Annotated in this window: 18 protein-coding genes; 5 read left to right on the plus strand and 13 right to left on the minus strand. The window is 69.9% G+C overall.

All coding sequences use genetic code 11. From position 1 onward, the window contains the following. On the plus strand, positions 1-770 hold a 770-nt coding region (locus AC5RUH_RS09545), incomplete at its 5' end, for an MFS transporter (protein ID WP_494128440.1). A gap of 83 nt (positions 771-853) precedes the next feature. Here AC5RUH_RS09545 and AC5RUH_RS09550 read toward each other — a convergent pair. The 12 genes from AC5RUH_RS09550 to AC5RUH_RS09605 form a co-directional block, all read right to left on the minus strand. Then, complete coding sequence (locus tag AC5RUH_RS09550) at positions 854-1,318, minus strand: RrF2 family transcriptional regulator (protein WP_494000839.1); 465 nt, start codon at positions 1,316-1,318, stop codon at positions 854-856. A 12-nt stretch (positions 1,319-1,330) separates the two neighbouring features. After that, a complete protein-coding gene (locus tag AC5RUH_RS09555) occupies positions 1,331-2,236 on the minus strand; it encodes a sulfite exporter TauE/SafE family protein (protein WP_494025214.1) in 906 nt (301 codons plus the stop codon). A gap of 367 nt (positions 2,237-2,603) precedes the next feature. Next, positions 2,604-3,203 (minus strand): protoglobin domain-containing protein, encoded by a 600-nt coding sequence (locus AC5RUH_RS09560; RefSeq protein WP_494025215.1) that lies wholly within the window; start codon positions 3,201-3,203, stop codon positions 2,604-2,606. Positions 3,204-3,285: 82 nt separating this feature from the next. Then, the gene (locus AC5RUH_RS09565; protein ID WP_494000836.1) at positions 3,286-4,815 is read right to left on the minus strand and encodes an MFS transporter; all 1,530 of its coding nucleotides are present in this window, start codon (positions 4,813-4,815) and stop codon (positions 3,286-3,288) included. A gap of 23 nt (positions 4,816-4,838) precedes the next feature. Beyond that, the gene (locus tag AC5RUH_RS09570; RefSeq protein WP_494013748.1) at positions 4,839-6,092 is read right to left on the minus strand and encodes an amidohydrolase; all 1,254 of its coding nucleotides are present in this window, start codon (positions 6,090-6,092) and stop codon (positions 4,839-4,841) included. A gap of 176 nt (positions 6,093-6,268) precedes the next feature. After that, positions 6,269-7,255, minus strand: coding sequence for a S1C family serine protease (locus tag AC5RUH_RS09575; protein ID WP_494049356.1), 987 nt, complete (start codon positions 7,253-7,255; stop codon positions 6,269-6,271). Between the two features lie 158 nt (positions 7,256-7,413). Next, entirely contained in the window at positions 7,414-8,871 is a 1,458-nt protein-coding gene (locus AC5RUH_RS09580) for a benzaldehyde dehydrogenase (RefSeq protein WP_494128441.1), read from the minus strand. Positions 8,872-8,941: 70 nt separating this feature from the next. Then, positions 8,942-10,057 carry an NAD(P)-dependent alcohol dehydrogenase gene (locus AC5RUH_RS09585; RefSeq protein WP_494128442.1) on the minus strand — a complete coding sequence of 372 codons (1,116 nt, stop codon included), beginning with the start codon at positions 10,055-10,057 and terminating at the stop codon, positions 8,942-8,944. Positions 10,058-10,144: 87 nt separating this feature from the next. Beyond that, positions 10,145-10,750, minus strand: coding sequence for an isochorismatase family protein (locus AC5RUH_RS09590; RefSeq protein ID WP_494128443.1), 606 nt, complete (start codon positions 10,748-10,750; stop codon positions 10,145-10,147). Between the two features lie 128 nt (positions 10,751-10,878). Beyond that, entirely contained in the window at positions 10,879-11,814 is a 936-nt protein-coding gene (locus AC5RUH_RS09595; RefSeq protein WP_494025222.1) for a transposase, read from the minus strand. Positions 11,815-11,949: 135 nt separating this feature from the next. Continuing rightward, a complete protein-coding gene (locus AC5RUH_RS09600) occupies positions 11,950-12,525 on the minus strand; it encodes an NADPH-dependent F420 reductase (RefSeq protein WP_494000829.1) in 576 nt (191 codons plus the stop codon). Positions 12,526-12,602: 77 nt separating this feature from the next. Next, positions 12,603-13,019 (minus strand): ChaB family protein, encoded by a 417-nt coding sequence (locus AC5RUH_RS09605; RefSeq protein WP_494001310.1) that lies wholly within the window; start codon positions 13,017-13,019, stop codon positions 12,603-12,605. A 244-nt stretch (positions 13,020-13,263) separates the two neighbouring features. On the opposite strand from AC5RUH_RS09605, the gene hrpB reads away from it, so the two are divergent. Continuing rightward, complete coding sequence (gene hrpB, locus AC5RUH_RS09610; RefSeq protein WP_494128459.1) at positions 13,264-15,894, plus strand: ATP-dependent helicase HrpB; 2,631 nt, start codon at positions 13,264-13,266, stop codon at positions 15,892-15,894. 170 nt (positions 15,895-16,064) lie between these two features. On the opposite strand, the gene AC5RUH_RS09615 is transcribed toward hrpB, so the two are convergent. Continuing rightward, the gene (locus tag AC5RUH_RS09615; RefSeq protein ID WP_494128460.1) at positions 16,065-17,207 is read right to left on the minus strand and encodes an acyl-CoA dehydrogenase family protein; all 1,143 of its coding nucleotides are present in this window, start codon (positions 17,205-17,207) and stop codon (positions 16,065-16,067) included. A 667-nt stretch (positions 17,208-17,874) separates the two neighbouring features. On the opposite strand from AC5RUH_RS09615, the gene AC5RUH_RS09620 reads away from it, so the two are divergent. Genes AC5RUH_RS09620 through AC5RUH_RS09630 form a run of 3 tightly spaced genes read left to right on the plus strand, consistent with a single transcriptional unit; the run spans position 17,875 to position 20,883 of the window. Next, complete coding sequence (locus AC5RUH_RS09620) at positions 17,875-18,978, plus strand: LolA family protein (protein ID WP_494128444.1); 1,104 nt, start codon at positions 17,875-17,877, stop codon at positions 18,976-18,978. Continuing rightward, positions 18,975-19,940 carry an ABC transporter ATP-binding protein gene (locus AC5RUH_RS09625; RefSeq protein ID WP_494012973.1) on the plus strand — a complete coding sequence of 322 codons (966 nt, stop codon included), beginning with the start codon at positions 18,975-18,977 and terminating at the stop codon, positions 19,938-19,940. The genes AC5RUH_RS09620 and AC5RUH_RS09625 overlap by 4 nt, the downstream gene beginning before the upstream one ends. Next, the gene (locus AC5RUH_RS09630) at positions 19,930-20,883 is read left to right on the plus strand and encodes an ABC transporter permease (RefSeq protein WP_494012972.1); all 954 of its coding nucleotides are present in this window, start codon (positions 19,930-19,932) and stop codon (positions 20,881-20,883) included. Before AC5RUH_RS09625 ends, AC5RUH_RS09630 begins: the two co-directional genes overlap by 11 nt. The last annotated feature ends 23 nt before the right edge of the window (positions 20,884-20,906 follow it).

The raw sequence follows: 20,906 nt of genomic DNA on the forward strand, positions 1-20,906 counted from the left end.
CGGGACCCCGTGCGGACGGGGGCCCGCCCGGACCGGTCCGCGGCGACGGGCCTGCCGTTCGCGCCCGCGAAGCCGCGGCGGGGCCGGTGAAGCTGAATCCGTGGCGTTCACCGGTGGCCTGGGGCCTGGCCATCTTCCTGGCCGGCAACTCCGCGCAGACGTATGTGTACTTCGCGTGGCTGCCGCCGTACCTGACCGAACACGGCATTGACGCCGCGACGGCGGGGTCGGCGCTGGCGTACTTCGCCATCCTCGGGCTGCCCGCCAGCCTGCTCGTGCCATTGATCGTGCCGCGGCTGAGGCACCCCATCGCCGCCATTTTGGTGTTCACCGCCTGCTGGGTGGGCGGGCATCTGGGCCTGCTGCTCTCGCCGGAGAGCGGCACCTGGTGGTGGATGACCCTCTCCGGGCTGGGCCAGGGCACCTTCGCCACCGCGCTGCTGATGGTGAACCTTCGCTCGCGCACCACGCACGGCTCGGCGGTCCTGTCCGGCTTCAGCCAGGGCATCGGCTACGCCGGCGCGGGCGTCGCCCCGCTGCTGTTCGGCGTGGTGCACGAGGCCACCGGCTCCTGGACCGCTTCGTTCGCCATGCTGGGCGCCTGCATCGTGGTCATGCTGGTCGGCGCCGTCATGATCAACGGGCCCAGGAACATCGAAGACCCGCCCGCGGCCGGCGGCCGGCGCAGGAACCCGCGCTACCGCGTCAACGGCAGGGTGCCGTCGAAGGCTGCGTCGGCCGGCACCGGGGGAACAGGGCGGGCAGGCTAGAGGGCGGCCGCCTTCGCCGGGCCCGGCTCAAGCCGTCCACTGATCGTCGCCCCGCCGCGGGAAGGCAAGGCGATGAGGCATGTCTACCTGGGCTCCCACGCATCGTCGCGCGAACTGCGCCCGGTGACTTCTGCGGGCAGCTGACCGGAGGCAAGCTGGTCCAGGGTAACCGACTCCAGAACTTCGCGCAGGCTGCTGCGCGCGGCAATCCAGACCGGCTGGAGAACCGCCGCCGGGTCCTCGTATTGAACCGCTTCGGGCCGCACCCCGTGCACGCTCACCAGCGGCCCGTCCACCGCGCGGATGATGTCGGCGACGGTGATCTCCACCGCGGTGCGGGCAAGGTGCCAACCGCCGCCCTGGCCGCGGCGGCTGCGCACAATGCCGCTGCGCCGCAGATCGGCGAGAATCGACAGCAAGTAGTTGTGCGGGATGCCCTGGGCGGCCGCTATGGCCTCGGCCGCCAGCGTCCCGGTCTGCGCTTCGGACGACCGGGCGATGACGATCAGGGCGCGCAGGGCGTAGTCGGATTTGGCGGTGATGTGCACCCGCCCATTGTCTCAGGCGCCGGCGAGCTCCAGCTCGGGCTCCTCCTCGCGGCGTCGGCGCAACTCCCTGCGGACGGACTGCGTGATCAACAGGCCGGCCGCGACCGCCAGGACTGCCAGCGTGAGCCACACCGGGGCGGAGTTCTTTTCCGCCCCGCCCCACGTCTCCATCATGGTCTTGGCGTTGGTCAGGATGATGAGGCTTCCGGCTGCTACGCCGAGGACCGCCGCGGCCAGGTGTCGAACCAGCCACGCCGAGACGGGGGCCGCGATGACGCCGCCGGCAAGCAGGGCCAGAACCCAGGCGAAGTTAATGCCCTCCCGTCCGAGCGCGAGCAGGAAGCCCACCGAGGCACTGACCGCAACGATGAACTCGGTGGCGGAAATTGAGCCGATGACCTTGCGGGGTTCGATCTTGCCGGTGGACAGCAGCGAGGTGGTGCCGATCGGCCCCCAGCCGCCGCCGCCGATGGCGTCCATCGTGCCGGCGACGAGGCCAAGCGGCATCAGGACGACGGCCTTGACCTGGCCCTTGAACTGCGGCCGGCGGCCGGACAGGATCAGGAACCGGAACAGGACGTAGGCACCGAGCAGGAAAAGCAGCAGGGCAACCCACGGCTTGGCGACGTCGGCCGGCAGGCTGACCAGGAAGTTGGCTCCCATGAAGGCGCCGATGCCCCCCGGAACCGCCATGATCCCGACGATGCGCCAGTCGACGTTGCCGAACTTGTGGTGGGCGAATCCGGAGATCAGCGCCGTGCCGACCTCGGAGAGGTGGACTGCTGCGCTGGCCGCAGCGGGAGCGATGCCCACGGCAATCATGAGGCTGGACGAAGTCACGCCGTATCCCATGCCGAGCGAGCCGTCGACCATCTGGGCGAGGAGGCCGACGATGGCCATGAGGAACAAATTGCGCATGTGAGTGCCTTTCCCCCGAAACACTAGTAAGTTACTAGAGTTTGGAGTGTATGGACACCACGGGTCCGTGTCGATAGCAATCCGTCGTGCGCAAACATCCCTTAGCAAATCTTGAGGAGCGTGCGCGGTTGGCCGTGCCGCTCCCGCGGAAACGTAGGACGGAGCGTGGACTGGGAGGCACAACACGGTTTGCCTGCGCATGGCGGCGCGGCTGGTGCTGCCGGCCCACTGGGCCTGATTGTCGGCATGTCGGTGATCGAGGCGCCGCTGAAATTTCAGGCGCCCTGCATCACCATTCCCCTGGGGCTGGGTATCGGCCGGGGCAGAACCGGAGTTGCCCTGGCGTTGATCCTTCCGCCGGTCGCCGTCACCACTCGCCCGGCAGCGTGTAGGGCCGGGACCAGAGCGCGATCTGCAGGACCACTGCCTTCAGCCATGCCTGCATCATGGCGTCGACCTTCTCCACGGGATCCCCGCCGCTGGCCAGGAACGGCCGCATCGTGGTGACCACCGGCCCGATCAGCGCGATGAGGTGGCGCAACGGGACGACCTGAGTGGACCCTACGTGGTCGGTTTCGTTCTTGTGTTCGGGGGTGTGCCGCAGGGCGATTTCGTTTTGGTAGTCCAGCCACTCCTGGTCGTAGGGCTTGGTACAGGTATCCCTGATCCACTGGCCAAACCGGCGGCGGACCGCATTCAGGTAGTCCTCAATGGGCGGGCCGTCGGGCCGGGAGAAGTGCGCGACCAGCTGGGGTTGGCCGCCGACGAATCCGTACCAGACGTCGAGCACGTCCTCCACCTGGCCGTCAAGGATCTCGCCGGCCCGGTGCAGCAGGGTGGCGTCCTCGTCGCCAAACATGGCGCTGGCCTTGAGCTCATCGAGCTCGGCCAACGTGACCGGTGAATGCGCCACCGTGCCGTACTCGTAGCCGGGGATGTCTGAACCGCTGGATGCATGGACCGACATGGCAGTGCCTCCGCTGGAAGGTTTGGGACCGGCGCCTTGAACGGCCATTTATACTCTGCGACGCCGGTGGGGTCAACGATGCCTAGTTGCCGAAGGCCGGCGGCGGGACCACGTCCGGCCGGGCCTCTTCCTCCTCCTTGCTCCTGGTGGCGGGGACCGTGACGATAATCGAGGCGATGGCGACCACGACCATGAAGACGTTAAACAACAGCCCGACCGCCCCGCCGAAGCGCAGCGCCACGTTGTCCTGGCGGCCGATGAACAGGCCCCAGGACTGGATGAGTTCCGGGTTCACCGCCTGTGCGGCCACATACAGTGCCGCGGAGATGGCCACGCCGATGGCATTGCCCAGCGAGGACGCCATCTTGTAGATGCCGGACGCCGCACCCACCTGGGCGTCCGGGACGTTGGACAGGGCGGCGTCGGTGGACGGGGTGGCGTAGAACCCCAGGCCGACGCCGAACAGGGTGAACCCGATGACGGTGAGCACTATGTACTCTTCGATGTGCAGGAACGTGGTGGAGCACAGCAGGATGCCGACGCCAGTGATCATGCTGCCCCACAGCATCGGCTTCTTCGGGCCGAAGCGCTGCAGCAGCTTCTCGCCCACCCGGATGGTGGCGAGGATGGCGATCAGGTAGCCGAGCGTCAGCAGGCCCGATTGCAGCGAGCTCAACCCGGCGGCCACCTGCACCAGTCCCAGCGAAACGATCAGCGTGCCCGCGGCTCCGTTGAGCAGGAAGTTGGACAGCGTCGCGCCGGTGAAGGTGCCGTTCCTGAACAGCTTCAGGTCCACGAAAGCGAAGTGGCGGCGGCTTTCGATCTGCAGGAACAGCAGGCCGAACACCACGAAAGCGGCCACCAGCGCGACCCCCGGCCAACTGAACCAGCCGATGGCCGGCCCCTGGGAGATGTACACGTTGATGGCCACCAGCATGACGATGAAGCAGGCCAGCCCGCCCCAGTCGAAGCGGTGCCCGGCGGCCTCCGGATCGGCTGCCGCCCGCGACTCGGGCGTGCCCCGGAGCAGGAACAGCGCCAGCACCGACAGCACGATCGAAATCCAGAAGATGGACCGCCAGCCCAGGAAGGAGGTGGCCATCAGGCCGCCGAACAGGGCGCAGAAGCCCGAGCCGCCCCAGGAGCCGATGGACCAATACGAGAGTGCCCGCTGCCGGTCCTTACCCTCGTAGTAGCTCTTGATCAGCGCCATGGTCGAAGGCATGATGCACGCGGCGGACAGGCCTTGGATCGCGCGGCCGCCCAGCAGCATGAAGTCGGTGAGGCCGCCAAGGTTTTCCGGTGTCAGCGCGATGAGCAGGGAGCCGAGAATGCTGAGGTAGATCCCGGCGTACATGATCTTGGCCCGGCCGATCCGGTCGGCGAGTCCGCCCGCGACGACGATGAATATCCCGGAAAACAGCGACGTGATGGAGACGGCCAGGTTGGCCAGCGTCTGTTCGACCCCAAGCTGGTCCCGGATCCCCGGGATGACGTTGAGCAAAGTCTGCGCGAAGAGCCAGAAATTGATGACGGCCAGGACGATGCCCAGCAGCCACTTGTCGGTAGGTTTCCAGTCCGTGCGGACTGTGGTCGTGGTGGATTCGGTCATGGCAAACGACCCCTTACATTGCCTTACTTTGCCAAGTACTCCAGAGCTGCAACGGCCTGCGCCTGGGTGGCGACGGAGAGCGTCGGGTCGATGGCGGGAGCGAAGAACGGTGAGTGGTTGGCCGGAATGTCTTCGGAGACAGTGCCGTTCTCCACGGCTTCCCGGTAAACGTCGGCCGGAACGGAGCCGACCGTCCAATAGGTGTAGGGCACCCCGAGGGCATCCGGAATCCGGCTGAAGTCCTCGGAGGCCGTGACGGGTTCGGCACGGTAGACCTGATCGCCCCCAAAATGCCGGCTGAAGGCGGCCGTGATGCGCTCGGTCGTTTCGGCGTCGTTGCTGGTCAACGGGAACTGGTCGTAGTACTCGAACTCCGGGTCGCGGGGCGATCCGGCGGCCGCACACTCGCCGCGGACAATCCGTTCGATCGATGCCATGATCCGTTCCCGCAGGCCCAGGTCGTACGTGCGCAGGTTCAGCAGCAGCTCGGCACGGTCCGGGATGATGTTGGACTTGGTGCCCGCGTTGGAGGCGCCGACAGTCACCACCGCGAATTCGCCCGGCTTGGTCTCGCGGGAAACGATGGTCTGCAGCCGCAGCACGATCGATGCGGCCAGCACCACGGGGTCCACGGAGTTGTGCGGCATGGAGCCGTGGGCGCCGCGCCCGTAGACGGTAATTTTCAGGGAGTCGCCGGCCGAGAGGATGGGGCCGGCCGTGGTGCCGATCTTCCCGGCCTCGGTGGGCATCACATGCTGGGCGAAGGCGACGTCCGGTGTAGGAATCCTGGCGGCCAGGCCGTCGTCGACCATTGCCCGGGCTCCGGCGGCAGTCTCCTCTCCCGGCTGGAAGAGCGCCACGTAGGTGCCCGCCCAGCGGTCCCTGTGTCCGGCCATCAGCTTCGCCGCACCCAGCAGGGACACGATGTGCATGTCGTGGCCGCAGGCGTGCATGACGCCGGTGGTCCCGCCTCCGGGAAGCTTCGCGGTGGTCTCTGCGGCGTAGTCCAGGCCGGTGGCCTCGGCGACCGGCAGCGCATCGATGTCCGCCCGTGCCAGCACCGTGCTGCCGGAACCGTTGTTGAGGACCCCGACGACGCCCGTCCCGCCGATCCGCTGGACCTCGTAGCCGAAGCCGGTCAGCTCCCGCGCGATCAGGTCGGCGGTGTGGTGTTCTTCCATGCTGAGCTCGGGGTTCCGGTGCAGGTCCTTGTACAGGTCCCGTTGCCAGCCCAGCTCCCGCTCGAGTGAGCCGGCGAGGCCGTCCGTGATCGCCATGGTTGCCCTCCTGGTCCGCCGGCCGAAGTGGGGGCCGGCTGGTTAGGCGTGCTTCCTCCAACGGTAGGACCTGGACCGTTCAGACACAACGACGACGGCGGTGTCCCGGCCCCCTGCGATTCCGCATCCGAGGCACGGGCGCCGCGCACGGCGGGCCAAAGGCCGCGGCTCGCGCTTTAACCGGCTGACATTTCCACCGGCCAGGCGGTCAGCTCCACCACGGACCCGCCGCGCAGCACGGCCAGCGGGAACTCCACGCCGATGGCATCCGCGAAAAGCAGCCGCTGCAGGCTCTGCGCACTGGCCACCGGCTGCCCGGCGGCCCGGATCACGAGGTCGCCCGGCCGCAGTCCGGCCTGCTCGGCGGGGGAGCCGGGCAGCACCTCGACCACCCGCAGCGCGTTCCGCTCGCCGGTCCGCATGATGTCCCGCGGGGACAACGGCAGCGGCGTACTCACCAGGCCGAGGTAGGCGCGCCTCACGCGCCCGTCGGCCAGCAGCGCGGAGATGATCCGGCGGGTCGTGGCGTTGATCGGCACGGCCAGGCCGAGCCCGATCCCGGCGACGGCCGTGTTGATTCCGACCACCCGTCCGGAGGCGTCGGCCAGGGCGCCGCCGGAACTGCCCGGGTTCAGTGCGGCGTCCGTCTGGATGACGTCCTCGATCACCCTCCGGTTCCTGCCCGCGGCCACGGGGATGGAGCGGCCCAGGGCGCTGACCACCCCGGCCGTCACCGAGCCGGAGAGGCCCAGCGGGCTGCCGACGGCGACGACCAGTTGGCCTACGCGCAGTTTGGACGCATCGCCCAGCTCGACCGGGCGCGGCACCGTGAGCCGGCCGCGCAGAACGGCGAGGTCGGAGAGCGGATCCGCGCCGACCACGTCAACGTCCGTGCGTGACCCGTCCGCGAAGGCCGCATGGCCGCCGTCGGAGTTCGCCACGACGTGCGCGTTGGTGAGCAGGTAGCCGTCCTCGGTGAACACCACGGCCGAGCCGCCGGACGGGAAGCTCCTGTCCCGGCGTCGCGCGTCCATCTGAATGCCCGCCACGTGCGGCGTGACGGTCTCCGCTATGCGCACCACGGACGCCGAATACGAGTCCAGCGGGTCCTGGGCGGCGTGCGCCGCCTGCGGGTCGGCATGCGGTTCCGGGATCGTGTTCACGGCCCACCTCCGGGAGCTTTGCTTGCTCACTATGGAACCGCAGAATGGCCCGGTTTGATCCGGCTGCCGCTACGCCTTGAGTGAACCCAAAAGTTAACCACGCGACGGCGGGCGGCCGGCTGTTGCCGGCCGCCGCCGTCGCGGGACTCAGGAGGGGATCAGAACGGGTACTGCGCGATGTCCGGGCGGACGGTGAGCCATTGGGTCTCGGTGAAGGAGTCCATGTTGGCTTGGTGGCCGCCGATGCGGGAGCCGTTGCCGGAGTTCTTCGTGCCGCCGAACGGGGAGTTCGCCTCGTCGGAGACGGTTTGTTCGTTGATGTGGACCTTGCCGGAATCGACGCGGTCGGCGATCTGCATGGCCAGGCCCACGTCTCCGAGGATGGACAGGGAGAGCCCGTACTCGTTGGCATTGGCCAGTTCCACGGCTTCGTCGATGGTGGAGAACTTCATCACCGGGGCGACCGGGCCGAAGATCTCGTCCTTCCACGCGGTGTTGGCCGGGTCGAGGTCGGCGAGCACGGTGGGGGAGTAGAACGGGCCGTCGTTGGTGCCGCCGGCGGCCAGCCGGGCGCCGGCGGCGACCGCGTCCTGCACGATCGAGTCGATGCGCTTGAGCTGGTGCTCGTCGATGATCGGGCCGAGCGCGACGGTGCCGGTCTTGGGGTCGCCGACCGGCAGGTTCGTCGCCTTCTCGGCCAGCGCGGCGACGTAGTCCTCGTAGATGTCCTCGTGGACGATGTGCCGGCCGGTGGTCATGCAGATCTGGCCCTGGTGCATGAACGAGCCGAACGCGGCGGCGGACGCGGCCTTGGCCAGGTCCGCTCCGGGCAGCACGATCATGGCGTTGTTGCCGCCGAGTTCCAGGTGCGCGCGCTTGAGGTTCCGGGCGGCGGATTCGCCGATCTTCCGGCCGGCGGCGGTGGAGCCGGTGAAGGAGATGACCCGGACCTCGGGGGCCTCGACCACGGCCGCGCCGATGTCGGCGCCGCCGGGCAGCAGGGAGAGCAGCCCGGCGGGCAGGCCTGCTTCTTCGAAGACGCGCATCAGGCTGACGCCGCCGCAGACCGCCGTTCGGGGGTCGGGCTTGAGCAGCACCGCGTTGCCCAGCGCCAGCGCCGGGGCGACGGCGCGGATGGAGAGGATCAGCGGGAAGTTGAACGGCGCGATCACGGACACGACGCCGACCGGGCGGCGGCGGGCGAAGGACCAGCGGTCCTCGTTGGAGGTGAGCACGTCGCCGGCCGGCAGCGAGGGCAGCGCCGCGGCTTCGTAGCATTCGTTGGCGGCGATGTGGGTTTCCAGGCCGGCCTTGGGGCCGATGCCCCCGGATTCGCGCACGATCCAGGACTGGATTTCCTCGGCGTGTTCCTCCCACAGCGCGCCGGCGCGGCGCAGCACGGCGGCGCGTTCTTCCGGTTTGCGGGCGGCCCAGTCCTTTTGGGCAGCGGCAGCTACTGCTGCCGCTTCCTGCACGTCCTCGACCGAGGCCAGCCCGTAGCGGCCCAAAGTCTCGCCGGTGGCGGGCTCCACCGAAGCGGCGGTGCCGGCACCGCCGTCGCGCCAGCCATTGACATGGATCTTGCCCTCCCACAGGGAGGCATCAAGCAGGGACATATCCCGTCCTTTCAAGTTGATTGCATGGTTGTGCGGGCCGCGGCGGGGCGGCCGGGGCAGGGAAGGGTTTTCAGTCGGTGGCTTTCAAGACGGCCTTGATGGTCCCGCCGGCGGTGGAATCGGCGATGGCCGTGTCGATCTGGTCGAACCCGTAGTACTTCACCAGCTTGTCGAAGGGGAACCGTCCGGCCTTGTACAGGGCGATCAGCCCGGGAATCAGCTGGGCGGAGGTGCTGGAACCGCCGAGGGTGCCGATGATCCGCTTGCCCCAGAGCGTGCGCAGGTGGTCCACCGAGAACCGCGCCTGCGCCGGCGCCCCGCCGATCAGGATCAGCGTGCCCAGCATGCCCACGGCGTCCGCGGCTTCTTCAACCACCTTGATGTTGCCGGTGCATTCGAGCACGTAGTCGGCCGGGCCGCCGCAGATGCGCTGGATCTCCTCGAGGGCGTTGGTGTTGCCGGAATTGATGGTGTGGGTGGCACCGAGTTCGCGCGCCAGCTCCAGCCGCGAATCGTGCAGGTCGATGGCGATGATCGTGGCCGCGGGCATGTTCTTCGCGGCCATGATCGCGGCCAGGCCCACGGCGCCGGCTCCATACACGACCAGCGACTGGCCGGGTTCGGGCTTGGCCGTGTTGAACACGGCGCCGGCACCGGTCGTGATGCCGCAGGCCAGCGGCCCGAGCAGTTCCAGCGGGATCTCCTTGTCCACCTTCACCAGCGACGACGCCAGTGCGAGCGAGTAGTCGGCGAAGGACGACTGGCCGAAGAAGTGGCCGGACACCTTGCCTCCGTCGGCCCGGGTGTAGGCGGACTTGCCGGCGTCGGGACCCTTGAACCGGGCACCACTCACCAGCGCCTCGCCCAGGCGCAGGCAGTACCGGTGCTCGCCGCGCAGGCAGTTCTTGCATTCGCCGCAGTAAGCCCAACCCATGATGACGTGGTCGCCCACGGCGACATTGGTCACGCCGTCCCCGATGGCCTCCACGACGCCGGAGCCTTCATGGCCCAGCACGCCGGGCAGCGGCAGCGGCATGTCTCCGGCCTGGGTGATCAAGTCCGTATGGCAGAGGCCGACGGCGGCCACCTTGACCAGCACTTCGCCGGGCCCGGGCTCGTCCAGCTCCAGCTGCTCGGGGACAAACGGGGCATCCTTTTCTTCGACTACCAGCGCATTGATCTTCATTGCCATGCTCCTAACGGTCTTGCCGGCTATGTTGACGTGTCATCTAGTCGAACGTTTCACAACCACGGAAAAGTCCCCGGGCTGCACCTACGCCGTCGTTCCGAGTTCCGCTTCCATGTCGGCGGCGCTCATCACCCGGCCGAAGAAGGTGCCGATAGCGTCCAGGGTGGCGGCCTGGGCAGCCTCCGACCGGCCTCCGGTGGCGTCCGAGAGGAACGCCACCTTGTAGTCGTTCATGAAGGCACTGCGCGCGGTCGATTCGCAGCACACCTCGGTCAGCGTGCCGGCGATGACCACCGTGTCTATCGTGTTCAAGCCGCGGATGGTCGACAGGACACTCTTCAGTTGCGTGTTGTGGAACGCGTCGTAGCGGTGCTTGTCCAGCACGTAGTCGGCGGCTTCGGGCTTGAGTTCCTCGACGATCTCAACTCCGCTGGTTCCGCGGCGCATGCCGGCCGCCCGCAGCCGCTGGTTGTAGGTGGTCTCCAACGGCGAAACGTCGAATGTATCCAGCAGAACGTGGCGGGTGTAGATGACCGGGATGCCTGCCTGCCGGCATGCCGCGGCGGCGGTCACCATTTCCGGCAGCCGGTGGCGTGCCATGGGCACTTCCATCGGCGCGCCTTCCAGCACGAAATCGTTCTGCATGTCGATCATCAGCAGTGCGGTCCTGGCCGCATCAATGCGCCACATGTTGCCCCCTGTCGGCTCCGGCCGGTCCGGGCATTCCGCCCGGGCCGGACTTGAGACCTAGGCTACATGTTCCCTCGCGTCTCGCTGCCCCGCTAACTTGCTGCCCTGCGGCGGCCGCCGCGAGAAGACTATTCCTGCTCGGCCAACTCCCGCCGTGCCGCTGCGGCGGCCTTGCGCGTCCGATCCGCGGTCTTGGCCGCGGACACCAGGTCTTCCTCGGCAGCCTCCATCTTGCGATCGGTCGAGGCGACCTCCCGTTCCAGGTCCTCGATGCGCCGCTTCAGTTCGGCGAGCTCGCCCACGAGTTCGTCCCGCCGGTTCTGCAGTTGATCAAGCTTGTCCAGCACCTTCTGTTCCGATGCTTCGGCGTCTTCCTTGCGCTGCTCCGCCTTGTCCAGCGCCGCCCTCGCCTGCCGGCGCCGCCGCTCGGCCTCTTCGGCTTCCTGCTTGGCAGCCCGTTCGGCCTTGGCGGCCCGGCGCTCGGCGAGTTCGTCCCGCGAGGACCGCTTCGGCTGGAGGCGTGGCGCCGGCTCGGCAGCAGCATCCGGGGGAGCGCCTGCCCCGGGCAGGGCCACCCGGCCGTCCAGGTCCACCGGGTCGATCCCGTTCGACGACAGCGACTCGGTCAGCAGGCCGCTGGTTACGGCCGCCGCCGCACCGGCATCCGCCATCGCCGCATGCAGCGTCTGCTCCGCCTCGGCGACCGCCGCGGCACTCACCTTTTGCCCGAGCTCATCGGCCAGCTTCCGGCCCTCCGCCGCCACGGCGGCCAACAGTTCCCGGCGCTGGTCACCCAGTCGGCGCAGTAGTTGCGGATCGAGCTGTTCCTGGGCTTCGCTCATGGCGTGGCCGAGTTCCACGATTCCCGCGATGTCAGCGCTCCGCTGCCGGCTCAGGAGATTGACCAGCCAGGCCGCGGCCGACGGCTTTGCCAGCGCTTTGATTTGCCGGGCGAGCTCCTTGTGGCCGTCCTGGGCTGCCTCCTTGGCCCGAGCGTTGCGGGCAGCGGTGAATTCGCCGGGAAGCAGCGCGTACAGCTCTCGTGCCGCGCTCTCCAGGTCCATGTGCCCCAGCCTAATAGGAGCGGCCGTCCGCGGTTGTCATCGGGCTCGGCTGGCGGGACAGTGACGATCCAAACCCCGTCCGGGCGGCAGCTGTCCGCGGGCCACGCGCCGCGATGGCGGCGGCACCAGCTGAGGTCAGGGCACGACGCCGAAGCCGCCGCTCCAGGCGATCTTCTCGCTGGCGGCCAGGGTGATCTGCAGGAAGCCCATGGCTTCCAGTTCCCGAGCCCGGGACAAGGCACCGGCGTCGATAATACGGAGTCCGGCGGCGGCGACCACCTCGGCCAGCATGGTCTTGGCCTCTGCGTCGTCGCCGGCCACCAGCACCGTGGTGGTCAGCCCGCCGACAGTCCCGGCAGCCAGCGTGGCGGCCAAGGTGGTGTTGAAAGCCTTGAGCACCGCCGAGTCCGGCAGCGCCGCGGCTAGTTCCGCGGCCGCGGAGCTGTCCGCCGCCACGGTCAGGGAGTCGAAGGTCTCGAAGTTCACCGGGTTGGTGATGTCGACGACCACCTTGCCGGACAGCTGCCCGGAGCGCTTGCCGAGGATGTCGGCCAGGGCGGGATAGGGCACGGCCAACACGACGATGTCACCGGTGACCGGCTTGTCCTCGTCGGAGTGGCCGAGCATCTCGACGGTGTTGCCGCCCTTGGTGACGACCCCGGAAATGGCCTGGCCCATGTTTCCGGTACCGATAACGCTGACGTGTGCCATGGAGTGCTCCTCGATCACGGATGGATACTGGAAGACGCAGCCAAGACGCTAGCGGCAGGAGCTGAGGCAGTCAACGGCTACCGGGCCTTCCTGGTCTCCCGGTCGTTGGCCTTGCGCAGCGCCTCGACGAGCTCTGACTTGTCCATCCTCGACCTGCCGGGGACGTCGAGCTTCTTGGCCAGATCGTAGAGGTGCTGCTTGGAGGCGTTTGCGTCCACCCCGCCCTTGGTTTCCCGAGAGGTGCCGGCGCCGCCCTCGGCCTGCGGGTCGGAGGGGCCCTTCTTTTCCTTCGGTTCCCAGTGGTCGCCCACCTTCTCGTGCGTGTGCTTGAGCGCGCTGTAGGCCACGCGGTGGGCACGCTCCTCGTCGCCGTACGTCTCGGCGGCGGAATCATGGGCTTCCGCGAACGTCTCCTGGGCCTTCTTGCCCGACCGTTGCAGCGTGCTGGGCAATTCGGTCTGCTTCGGCTTGCCGCTCTTCGTCGTCTTCGGCATCTGAACCACGTCCCTCCAGAAAGGATTGTTCGCCATTCCACCTCCAACGTGGCACAGTTCGTGGGCGCTGCCAAGGGAGATACGCCGGGGTGTGGAAGCGCGAACAAGGACGGCGGGACGGCCGCCTGCCGACGGGAGTGGCGGCGATGCCGGAGGGCGCGACAGGCACCGGCACAATGGAAGGGTGAGCCAGCCAATCCCGCAGGAACCCGCGCACCGCCACGTCCTTTTCGACCTGGCCGCGATGGGCGAAGGCCTGGTCTTCGCCGAGTCACTGGACGACCTGGCCGCAGCCCTGACGGGCAGCCCTGTGGGCGAGGAACCCGCAACCGTAGGCACCCGGACGGGCACCGCCGTCGTACAGGCCCCGCCGGGCACGGGCAAGACCACCCTGGTTCCGCCGCTGGTCGCCAACCTCGTGGCCGCTGCAGCGGCTGGCGGCCGTCCGCGCATCGTGGTCACCCAGCCCCGCCGGGTCGCCGCCCGTTCCGCCGCCAGGCGCCTGGCCGCGCTGGATGGGAGCCGGCTGGGCGAACGCGTCGGCTATACGGTGCGCGGGGAACGCCGGGCGGGCCCGCAGACGCTGATCGAGTTCGTCACGCCGGGAATCCTGCTGCGCAGGCTGCTCACCGATCCCGGCCTGGACGGGACGGACGCGGTGATCCTGGATGAAGTGCATGAGCGCGGCCTGGAGACCGACCTGCTGGTCGGCATGCTCGGCGAGGTCCGCCAGCTGCGCGGGGATCTCACGTTGGTGGCGATGTCGGCCACCTTGGACGCGCCGCGCTTCGCCGCCTTGATCGGCGCGCACGACGGCGAAGGGCCGGCCCCGGTGGTCGACTGCCCTTCCGCACTGCATCCCCTGGCGGTGCGGTGGGCTCCGGCCTCGGTGCCGCGGCTGGACGGGCGGGGAGTGGCCCGCGGTTTCCTGGACCACGTCGCGTTCACCGCGGCGGCCGCGCACGCCGAGGCGCTCGCGGACGACCCCTCGGTGGACGCCCTGGTCTTCGTGCCGGGAGCCTGGGAAGTGCAGCAGGTGGCCGCGGCGATCCGGGACAGGGTCCGCGACAGGACGGGCGGCGCCGGCAGCGGCACGGAGGTTCTGGAGCTGCACGGGCAGGCGGATCCGGCCACGCAGGACCGCGCCGTTTCCGGTCGGGAACCCGGTGGGCCGCCGCGCATCATTGTCTCCACCTCGTTGGCCGAGTCCTCGCTCACCGTGCCGGGCGTGCGGTTGGTCGTCGACTCCGGGCTGTCGCGCGAACCCCGCCGGGATGCCGCCCGCGGCATGTCCGGGCTGGTGACGGTGTCGGCCTCGCGCGCTTCCGCCGACCAGCGCGCCGGCCGCGCGGCCCGCCAGGGGCCGGGCACCGTGGTGCGCTGCTACGAGCCGAAAACCTTTGGCGCCGCGCCCGCCCATCCCACCCCGGAGATCGCCGTCGCCGACCTCACGGGTGCCGCCCTGGTGCTGGCCTGCTGGGGTGCCCCGGGCGGCGAGGGGCTGCGGCTTCCGGACGCGCCGCCGGCGCCGGCAATGGCGAATGCCGTCCGCACGCTGCATGAGCTGGGCGCCATTGACGACGGCGGCCGGGCCACCGATGTGGGGCGTGTCCTCTCGCGGGTTCCAACCGATCCCCGGCTGGGCCGGGCACTGCTGGATGGTGCGGCTGTGGTGGGCCGGCAGGTGGCCGCCGAAGTGGTCGCCTTGGTCTCCGGCGAGGAACGGGCACCCGGGGCAGACATTACGGTGCTGCTGTCCCGGCTGCGTTCGGCAGGCCGCGGCGACCCCGCCGCGCGGCGCTGGCGGGAGGAGGCGCAACGGCTGGAGGGCATCGCACGGCAGGAGGCCGCCGCCGTCGTGCCTTCCACCGGTGCGGCGGTCCCGGCGGAGCATGCCGGCTTCGTGGTGGCGCTGGCCTTCCCCGAACGGGTCGCCCGCCGCGTGCCCGGTCCCGGGCAAACCTACCTGCTGGCGTCCGGAACCCGGGCCGGGCTTCCGTCCGGCAGTGCCTTGGCCGGGCACGAGTGGCTGGCTGTGGCCGAGGTGTCCCGCGCGCAGGGCCGCGACGCGGCAGGCACGGGGGCGGTGATCCGCGCCGCCGCCCCGTTGGCGGGCGAAACGGCGGCAGCGGCGGCACGGCATTTGATGACCGACCGGGTGGAGGCTCGCTTCGAGTCAGGCAAACTCGCGGCCCGCCGGGAACGCAGGCTTGGCGCCATCGTGCTCTCCTCGGCACCGGTCAGGCCGTCGCGGGACGAGGGCCGGGAGGCGGTAGCCCGGGCCTTGGGAGAGCGCGGGCTCGGCATCCTTGGCTGGTCGGAGGCAGCCAAGGGGCTGCGCCGCCGGCTGGCCCTGCTGCACCGCGAGCTGGGCGCGCCCTGGCCGGACGTCGCGGACGCAGCCTTGCTGGGGCGGCTGGCCGATTGGCTGGCGCCGGAACTGGAGGCACTGGCCGGCGGGAAGCCGGCCGCCGCAGTGGACCTGGCCGAGCCGCTGCGCCGGCTGCTGCCCTGGCCGGAAGCGGCGAGGTTCGATGAGCTCGTGCCGGAGCGGCTGGAGGTTCCCAGCGGCTCACGGGTGCGGATCGACTACCCGGAACGGGACGGGGGAGAGCGCCCGGTAGTGGCGGTCAAACTGCAGGAGTGCTTCGGTTGGGCGGACACGCCCCGGCTGGTGGGCGGTCAGGTCCCCGTGCTGTTCCACCTGCTCTCGCCCGCGGGCAGGCCGCTGGCCGTCACCGATGACCTGGCGTCTTTCTGGTCCGGTCCCTACGCGCAGGTCCGCGCCGAGATGCGCGGCCGCTACCCGAAGCACCCGTGGCCGGAGGATCCGTGGACCGCGCCGGCCACCGCGCGGACCAAGCACCGGAGGTAACGGCCGGATAGTGCCGCCCGGGCCCGGCGTGCCGGACCGGCGGTTCGGCACGTTCTGCCCCGACCGGGCGGACCGCCCCGGCGGTTCGACCCGGCGCCGGACGCGTGGCGCCCCGGCGTTTCGGCACGGCGGACTGCCGCCGTTAGCGGGTCTTTTCCGGCCGGTCCCAGTCAGCGGATGAAGTGGCGGGAGATGAGCAGCCGCTGAATCTGGTTCGTCCCCTCGAAGATCTGCATGACCTTGGCCTCGCGCATGTACCGCTCGGCCGGGAAGTCCCGGGTGTAGCCTGCCCCGCCCAGCACCTGCACGGCGTTCGTCGTCACGCTCATCGCGTTGTCGGTGGCCACCAGCTTGGCGATCGAGGCCTCCCGGCCGTAGGGAAGGCCGGCGTCCTTCAGCCGCGCCGCCGCCAGGTACATGGCGCGCGCGGTTTCCACTTCCACCGCCATGTCGGCGATCAGGAACGCCAGCCCCTCGTGCTCGATCAGCCGCTTGCCGAAGGCCTCGCGCTCGTTGGCGTAGGAGGCGGCCAGGTCCAGCGCGGCCTGGGCCAGCCCGGCGGCCACCGCCGCAATGCCCAGCCTGCCCGAGTCCAGCGCCGCGAAGGCGATCGCCAGGCCCTGGCCTTCCTCGCCGATCAGGCGGTTGGCCGGGACATACACGTCGTCGAAGTTCATCGTCGCCGTGGTCGAGGCCGTCAGCCCCATCTTGTGCTCGGGCGGCGCCGCGCTCAGTCCTTCGGCGTCGGCCGGAACCAGGAAGCAAGAGATCCCGTGCCGGGGATCGTCGGACGTCCTGGCCATCACCGTGTAGAAATCGGCCTCGCCGGCGTGCGTGGTCCAGGCCTTCGCACCGCGGATCACGTAGCCATCGCCCTTCCGGACGGCGCGGGTGCGCATCGCCGCCGGGTTGGAGCCCGCGTGCGACTCGGAGAGGCAGTAGGCACCCAGCGTGTCGCCCGAGAGCATGTCCGGCAGCCAGGTCTTGCGCTGCGCATCGCTGCCGAAATGCACCAGCGGGAAGCAGGAGAGGGCATGGACGCTGACGCCCACCGCCACGCTGCCCCAGGCTGCGCCGAGTTCCTCCAGGACCTGCAGGTAGACCTCGGCCGGCTGGCCGCCGCCGCCAAACTCCTCCGGGTACGGCAGGCTGAGCAGCCCGGTTTCCCCCAGCATCCGGAAGACCCCGCGCGGGAAGCGTTCGGCGGCCTCGGCCTCGGCCGCCTGCGGCAGCAGCTCGCGGTCCGCGATGTCGCGGACCAGCTCGATCAGGTCCTGCGCTTCCTCCGTCGGCAACAACCGCTGCACAACCATCGCCACTCACCCCTCCGGCTACCGGCCTGGGTGCGGACCGGCGCCTGGATTGCCGCAGCCAAGCCGGGTTCGCCGGGACGCTGCGGTGCGTCCATGTCATTGCGTGAGTCAACTACAACACGGCAATAGGGGCCTGACAAGCATGATCCCCGGCGTGTGTGCGGGCCGGCGCGGGGCGGGTGTGGGGCCGGTGTGGGGGGCCGGTGTCGCGGCCGGGCGGACCGCGGTGCCGAGCAACAGGAGCAGTCGCTGGACATCGGCGACGGCCGCGGACCTCGAGAGCGGCCGAGCTGTGCGAGAGCGGCCTTCCGCGACGGGGCTGTGTCGACTTTCGGCCGCTCTGGAGCTCGGCGGAACGACAGCCATCTTGTGGAGCCGATGTCACGGCCGGTCGGACCGCGCTGCCGAGCAACAGGAGCAGTCGCTGGACATCGGCGACGGCCGCAGTCCTCCAGAGCGGCCGAGCTGTGCGAGAGCGGCCTTCCGCGACGGGCCTGTGTCGATTATCGGCCGCTCTGGAGCTCGCTCGGGCCGCCCCGGCGCACCAACACCCGCGCCCGGGCCTTGGAGCTCCGGCGGTGCCGGCTACGCCGTGACTGGTGACCCGGCGAGGCGGGAAGCGTAGGCTGGGAAGCGAGTCCTGCAGCAGCAGAAAAGGTGATGTGCCATGGACCGGACGTGGAAGCGCTGGCTGCCCGCCGCCGTCGTGCCCGCAGTCATTGCCGGCGGAGTGCTCACCGGTTCCCTGCAGGCCAACGCCGCAACCGATCTGCCGGACAAGACCCCGCAGCAGTTGCTGGAATTCGTGGCGGACAGCGACGTCCGGGAACTCTCCGGCACGCTGGAACAGGACTCCGCGCTGGGGCTCCCGGAACTTCCCGAGGACCTGCCCGCGGACGAGGGCGGACAGGTGGCCGAGGCGCTGGAACTGCTGACCGGTTCCCGCACCGCGCGCGTCTACCTGGACGGGCCGGACCAGGCCCGGCTGCAGCTCTTCGACCGCTTTGCAGAGCGCGACGTGATCCGCAACGGCACCGAGGCCTGGGTCTACAGCTCCAAGGAGAACGAGGCGGTCCACCTGACGCTGCCCTCCTGTGCGGACGGCGGAAAGAATCACGACGGCGGTGCGCACCATCCCGCCAGCGCCTACACGCCCGAACAGCTCGCCGATCACCTGCTGGCCAAGATCGGCCCGGAAACGAAGGTGTCCGTCGGCGCCGATACCGAGGTCGCCGGGCGCAGCGCCTATCAGCTGCTGGTGGAGCCGAACAGCACTGCCACGCTGGTGGGATCCGTGACCGTCGCCGTCGACGCCGAGACCGGCCTGCCGCTCAGCCTCAGGGTCAACGCGCGGGGACAGCAGGATCCGGCGTTCCAGCTGGGCTTCAGCAAGCTGACGCTCGAGACCCCGGACCAGGGCCTGTTCGAGTTCACCCCGCCGGCCGGTGCCAGCGTCAGCGAAAAGGCCGTGCCGCGGCACGGAGAGCAGTCACCGTCCGGACGCCATGGCCGGCACGGCGGCGGCGCTGCCGCGCTGCGGGATGACGTCACCCTCCACGGCTCCGGCTGGGAGACCGTGGCGGAAGTCCCCGCCGGGGCCCTGCCGGAGGGCTGGGAAGACTCGCCCTTCCTGGCCCAGGCCACCGAAGCGGTGGACGGCGGCAGGCTGATCTCCACCGCCCTGCTCAACGTGTACCTGACCGACGACGGCCGCGTTCTGGCCGGGTCGGTCCCGTTCGAGTCGTTGCAGGCAGCCGCGGAGGCCCGGTGAACGGCAGCGGCAACCCTGCCGCGCTGGTCATCGAGACCTCCGGACTGACCAAACGCTTCGGCCGGCAAACCGCCGTCGACTCCCTTGACCTGGCCGTCCCGCACGGCTCCGTCTTCGGCTTCCTGGGCCCCAACGGCTCGGGAAAAACCACCACCATCCGCGTCATGCTCGGGCTGGCCGCCGCCACCAGCGGGAGCGTCCGGATCTTCGGGCAGGACATGCCCGGGTCGTTGCGGGACGTGCTTCCGCGGGTCGGAGCGCTGATCGAAGGCCCGGCGTTCTACCCCTTCCTGTCCGGCGCCGCGAACCTGCACCGGCTGGACACCGCGGACCGCCATGCCCCGTCAGAGACCCGGCGGGCGAGGATCGGCAGGGCGCTGGAGCGGGTCGGCCTGACCCACGCCGCGGACAAGAAGGTGCGCGCCTACTCGCTGGGCATGAAGCAGCGGCTGGGCATCGCCAACGCCCTGATGATGCCGCGCCAGCTCCTGGTGCTGGACGAACCCACCAACGGGCTCGACCCGCAGGGCACCCGCGAAGTCCGCAGCCTGGTCCGTTCGCTGGCGGGGGAGGGCACCACGGTATTCGTCTCCAGCCACCTGCTCTCCGAGGTGGAGCAGATTTGCACGCACGCGGCCGTCATGCGCGCCGGCCGGCTGGTGGCGCAGGGGGCCCTGGACGAGGTGCGCCGGGCGGGGCTCACGCATGTGAGCGTCCAGACGCCCGACATCGAAGCCGCGCGCGGCGTGCTGCGCCGGTTGGGCCTGGAACCCGAGGTCCCGAGCACCGCACTCGACGGACACGTGAACGCCCCGATGGACCAGGGCGGTCTGTTGCCTGAGCACATCGCCGCCGCCCTCGTGGCGGACGGCGTCCGGATCCGCGGGTTTGCCGTGGAGGCAAGCAGCCTCGAGGACCGGTACGTGGAGCTGACGGGGGAGGGATTCGACGTTGTCCAGTGAGCAGCGGCCGAGCAGGGGTGGCGACCGCCGGCCGGGGCCGGAAATCGTGGAAGTCGAGGCCGCCGACGAGGAAAATCCCGGCGCTTCGGCGGCCGCTTCGGCCCAGGGACGGGAAAACGGGAAGTCCGCCGGATGGGCCTTCTTCGGTTCCGAGCTCAGCGTGCTGTTCCGACGTGGCCGGACGTGGGCCATGCTGCTGGCCCTGGCCGCCGTACCGACGCTCATCGCGGTGGTGGTCCGGTTCGCCGCGGACGAGGGAGGGCCCGGCGGCGGTCCACCGTTCCTCAACCGGATCACGGACAACGGGTTGTTCGTGGCGCTGACCGGGCTGGTGGTGTCCATCCCGTTGTTCCTGCCGCTGACCGTCAGCGTCGTTTCCGGGGACACGATCGCCGGCGAGGCGGGCCACGGCACGCTGCGCTACCTGCTCAGCGCCCCGGCCGGCCGGCTGCGGCTGCTGGCCGTCAAGTACGGTGCGGCGGTGGTCTTCTGCATGGCGGCGGCGCTCGCCATCGCGGTCACCGGCGCGCTGATCGGCGGCCTGCTCTTCGGCGTCGGGCCGGTGACGCTGCTGTCCGGCGACACGATCGGCGTCGGCGAGTCTCTGGCTCGGCTGCTGCTGGTGGCCGCCTACGTTGCCGTGTCGCTGGCTGGGCTGGCGGCCATCGGGCTCTTTATCTCCACTCTCACCGAGGTCCCCGTCGGCGCCATGGCGGCGACGGCAGTGCTGGCCGTCGTCACCCAGATTGTCGGCGCGCTGCCGCAGTTGGAGTGGTTGCACCCGTGGCTGTTCACGCACCACTGGCTGAGCTTCGCCGACCTGCTGCGCCAGCCCATCTCCTGGGACGCCTTCGGCGCCAACGCCGTCCTGCAGGGCGGCTACATCGCCGTTTCCTGCGCCCTCGCCTACGGCCGCTTCACCACCAAGGACGTGCTGTCCTAAGACGATCGCCGCCGGAGATGGAC

This window comes from Arthrobacter sp. Y3223166 (assembly GCF_059090935.1).

Coding starts and splice junctions, on each gene's coding strand:
- AC5RUH_RS09605 (WP_494001310.1), bottom strand. CDS start 13,019: ATGCCGAAGACGACGAAGAGCGGCAAGCCGAAGCAGACCGAATTGCCC.
- AC5RUH_RS09565 (WP_494000836.1), bottom strand. CDS start 4,815: ATGACCGAATCCACCACGACCACAGTCCGCACGGACTGGAAACCTACC.
- AC5RUH_RS09600 (WP_494000829.1), bottom strand. CDS start 12,525: ATGGCACACGTCAGCGTTATCGGTACCGGAAACATGGGCCAGGCCATT.
- AC5RUH_RS09590 (WP_494128443.1), bottom strand. CDS start 10,750: ATGTGGCGCATTGATGCGGCCAGGACCGCACTGCTGATGATCGACATG.
- AC5RUH_RS09580 (WP_494128441.1), bottom strand. CDS start 8,871: ATGTCCCTGCTTGATGCCTCCCTGTGGGAGGGCAAGATCCATGTCAAT.
- AC5RUH_RS09595 (WP_494025222.1), bottom strand. CDS start 11,814: ATGGACCTGGAGAGCGCGGCACGAGAGCTGTACGCGCTGCTTCCCGGC.
- AC5RUH_RS09615 (WP_494128460.1), bottom strand. CDS start 17,207: ATGGTTGTGCAGCGGTTGTTGCCGACGGAGGAAGCGCAGGACCTGATC.
- AC5RUH_RS09570 (WP_494013748.1), bottom strand. CDS start 6,092: ATGGCGATCACGGACGGCCTCGCCGGCTCACTCGAGCGGGAGCTGGGC.
- hrpB (WP_494128459.1), top strand. CDS start 13,264: ATGGGCGAAGGCCTGGTCTTCGCCGAGTCACTGGACGACCTGGCCGCA.
- AC5RUH_RS09555 (WP_494025214.1), bottom strand. CDS start 2,236: ATGCGCAATTTGTTCCTCATGGCCATCGTCGGCCTCCTCGCCCAGATG.
- AC5RUH_RS09585 (WP_494128442.1), bottom strand. CDS start 10,057: ATGAAGATCAATGCGCTGGTAGTCGAAGAAAAGGATGCCCCGTTTGTC.
- AC5RUH_RS09620 (WP_494128444.1), top strand. CDS start 17,875: ATGGACCGGACGTGGAAGCGCTGGCTGCCCGCCGCCGTCGTGCCCGCA.
- AC5RUH_RS09560 (WP_494025215.1), bottom strand. CDS start 3,203: ATGTCGGTCCATGCATCCAGCGGTTCAGACATCCCCGGCTACGAGTAC.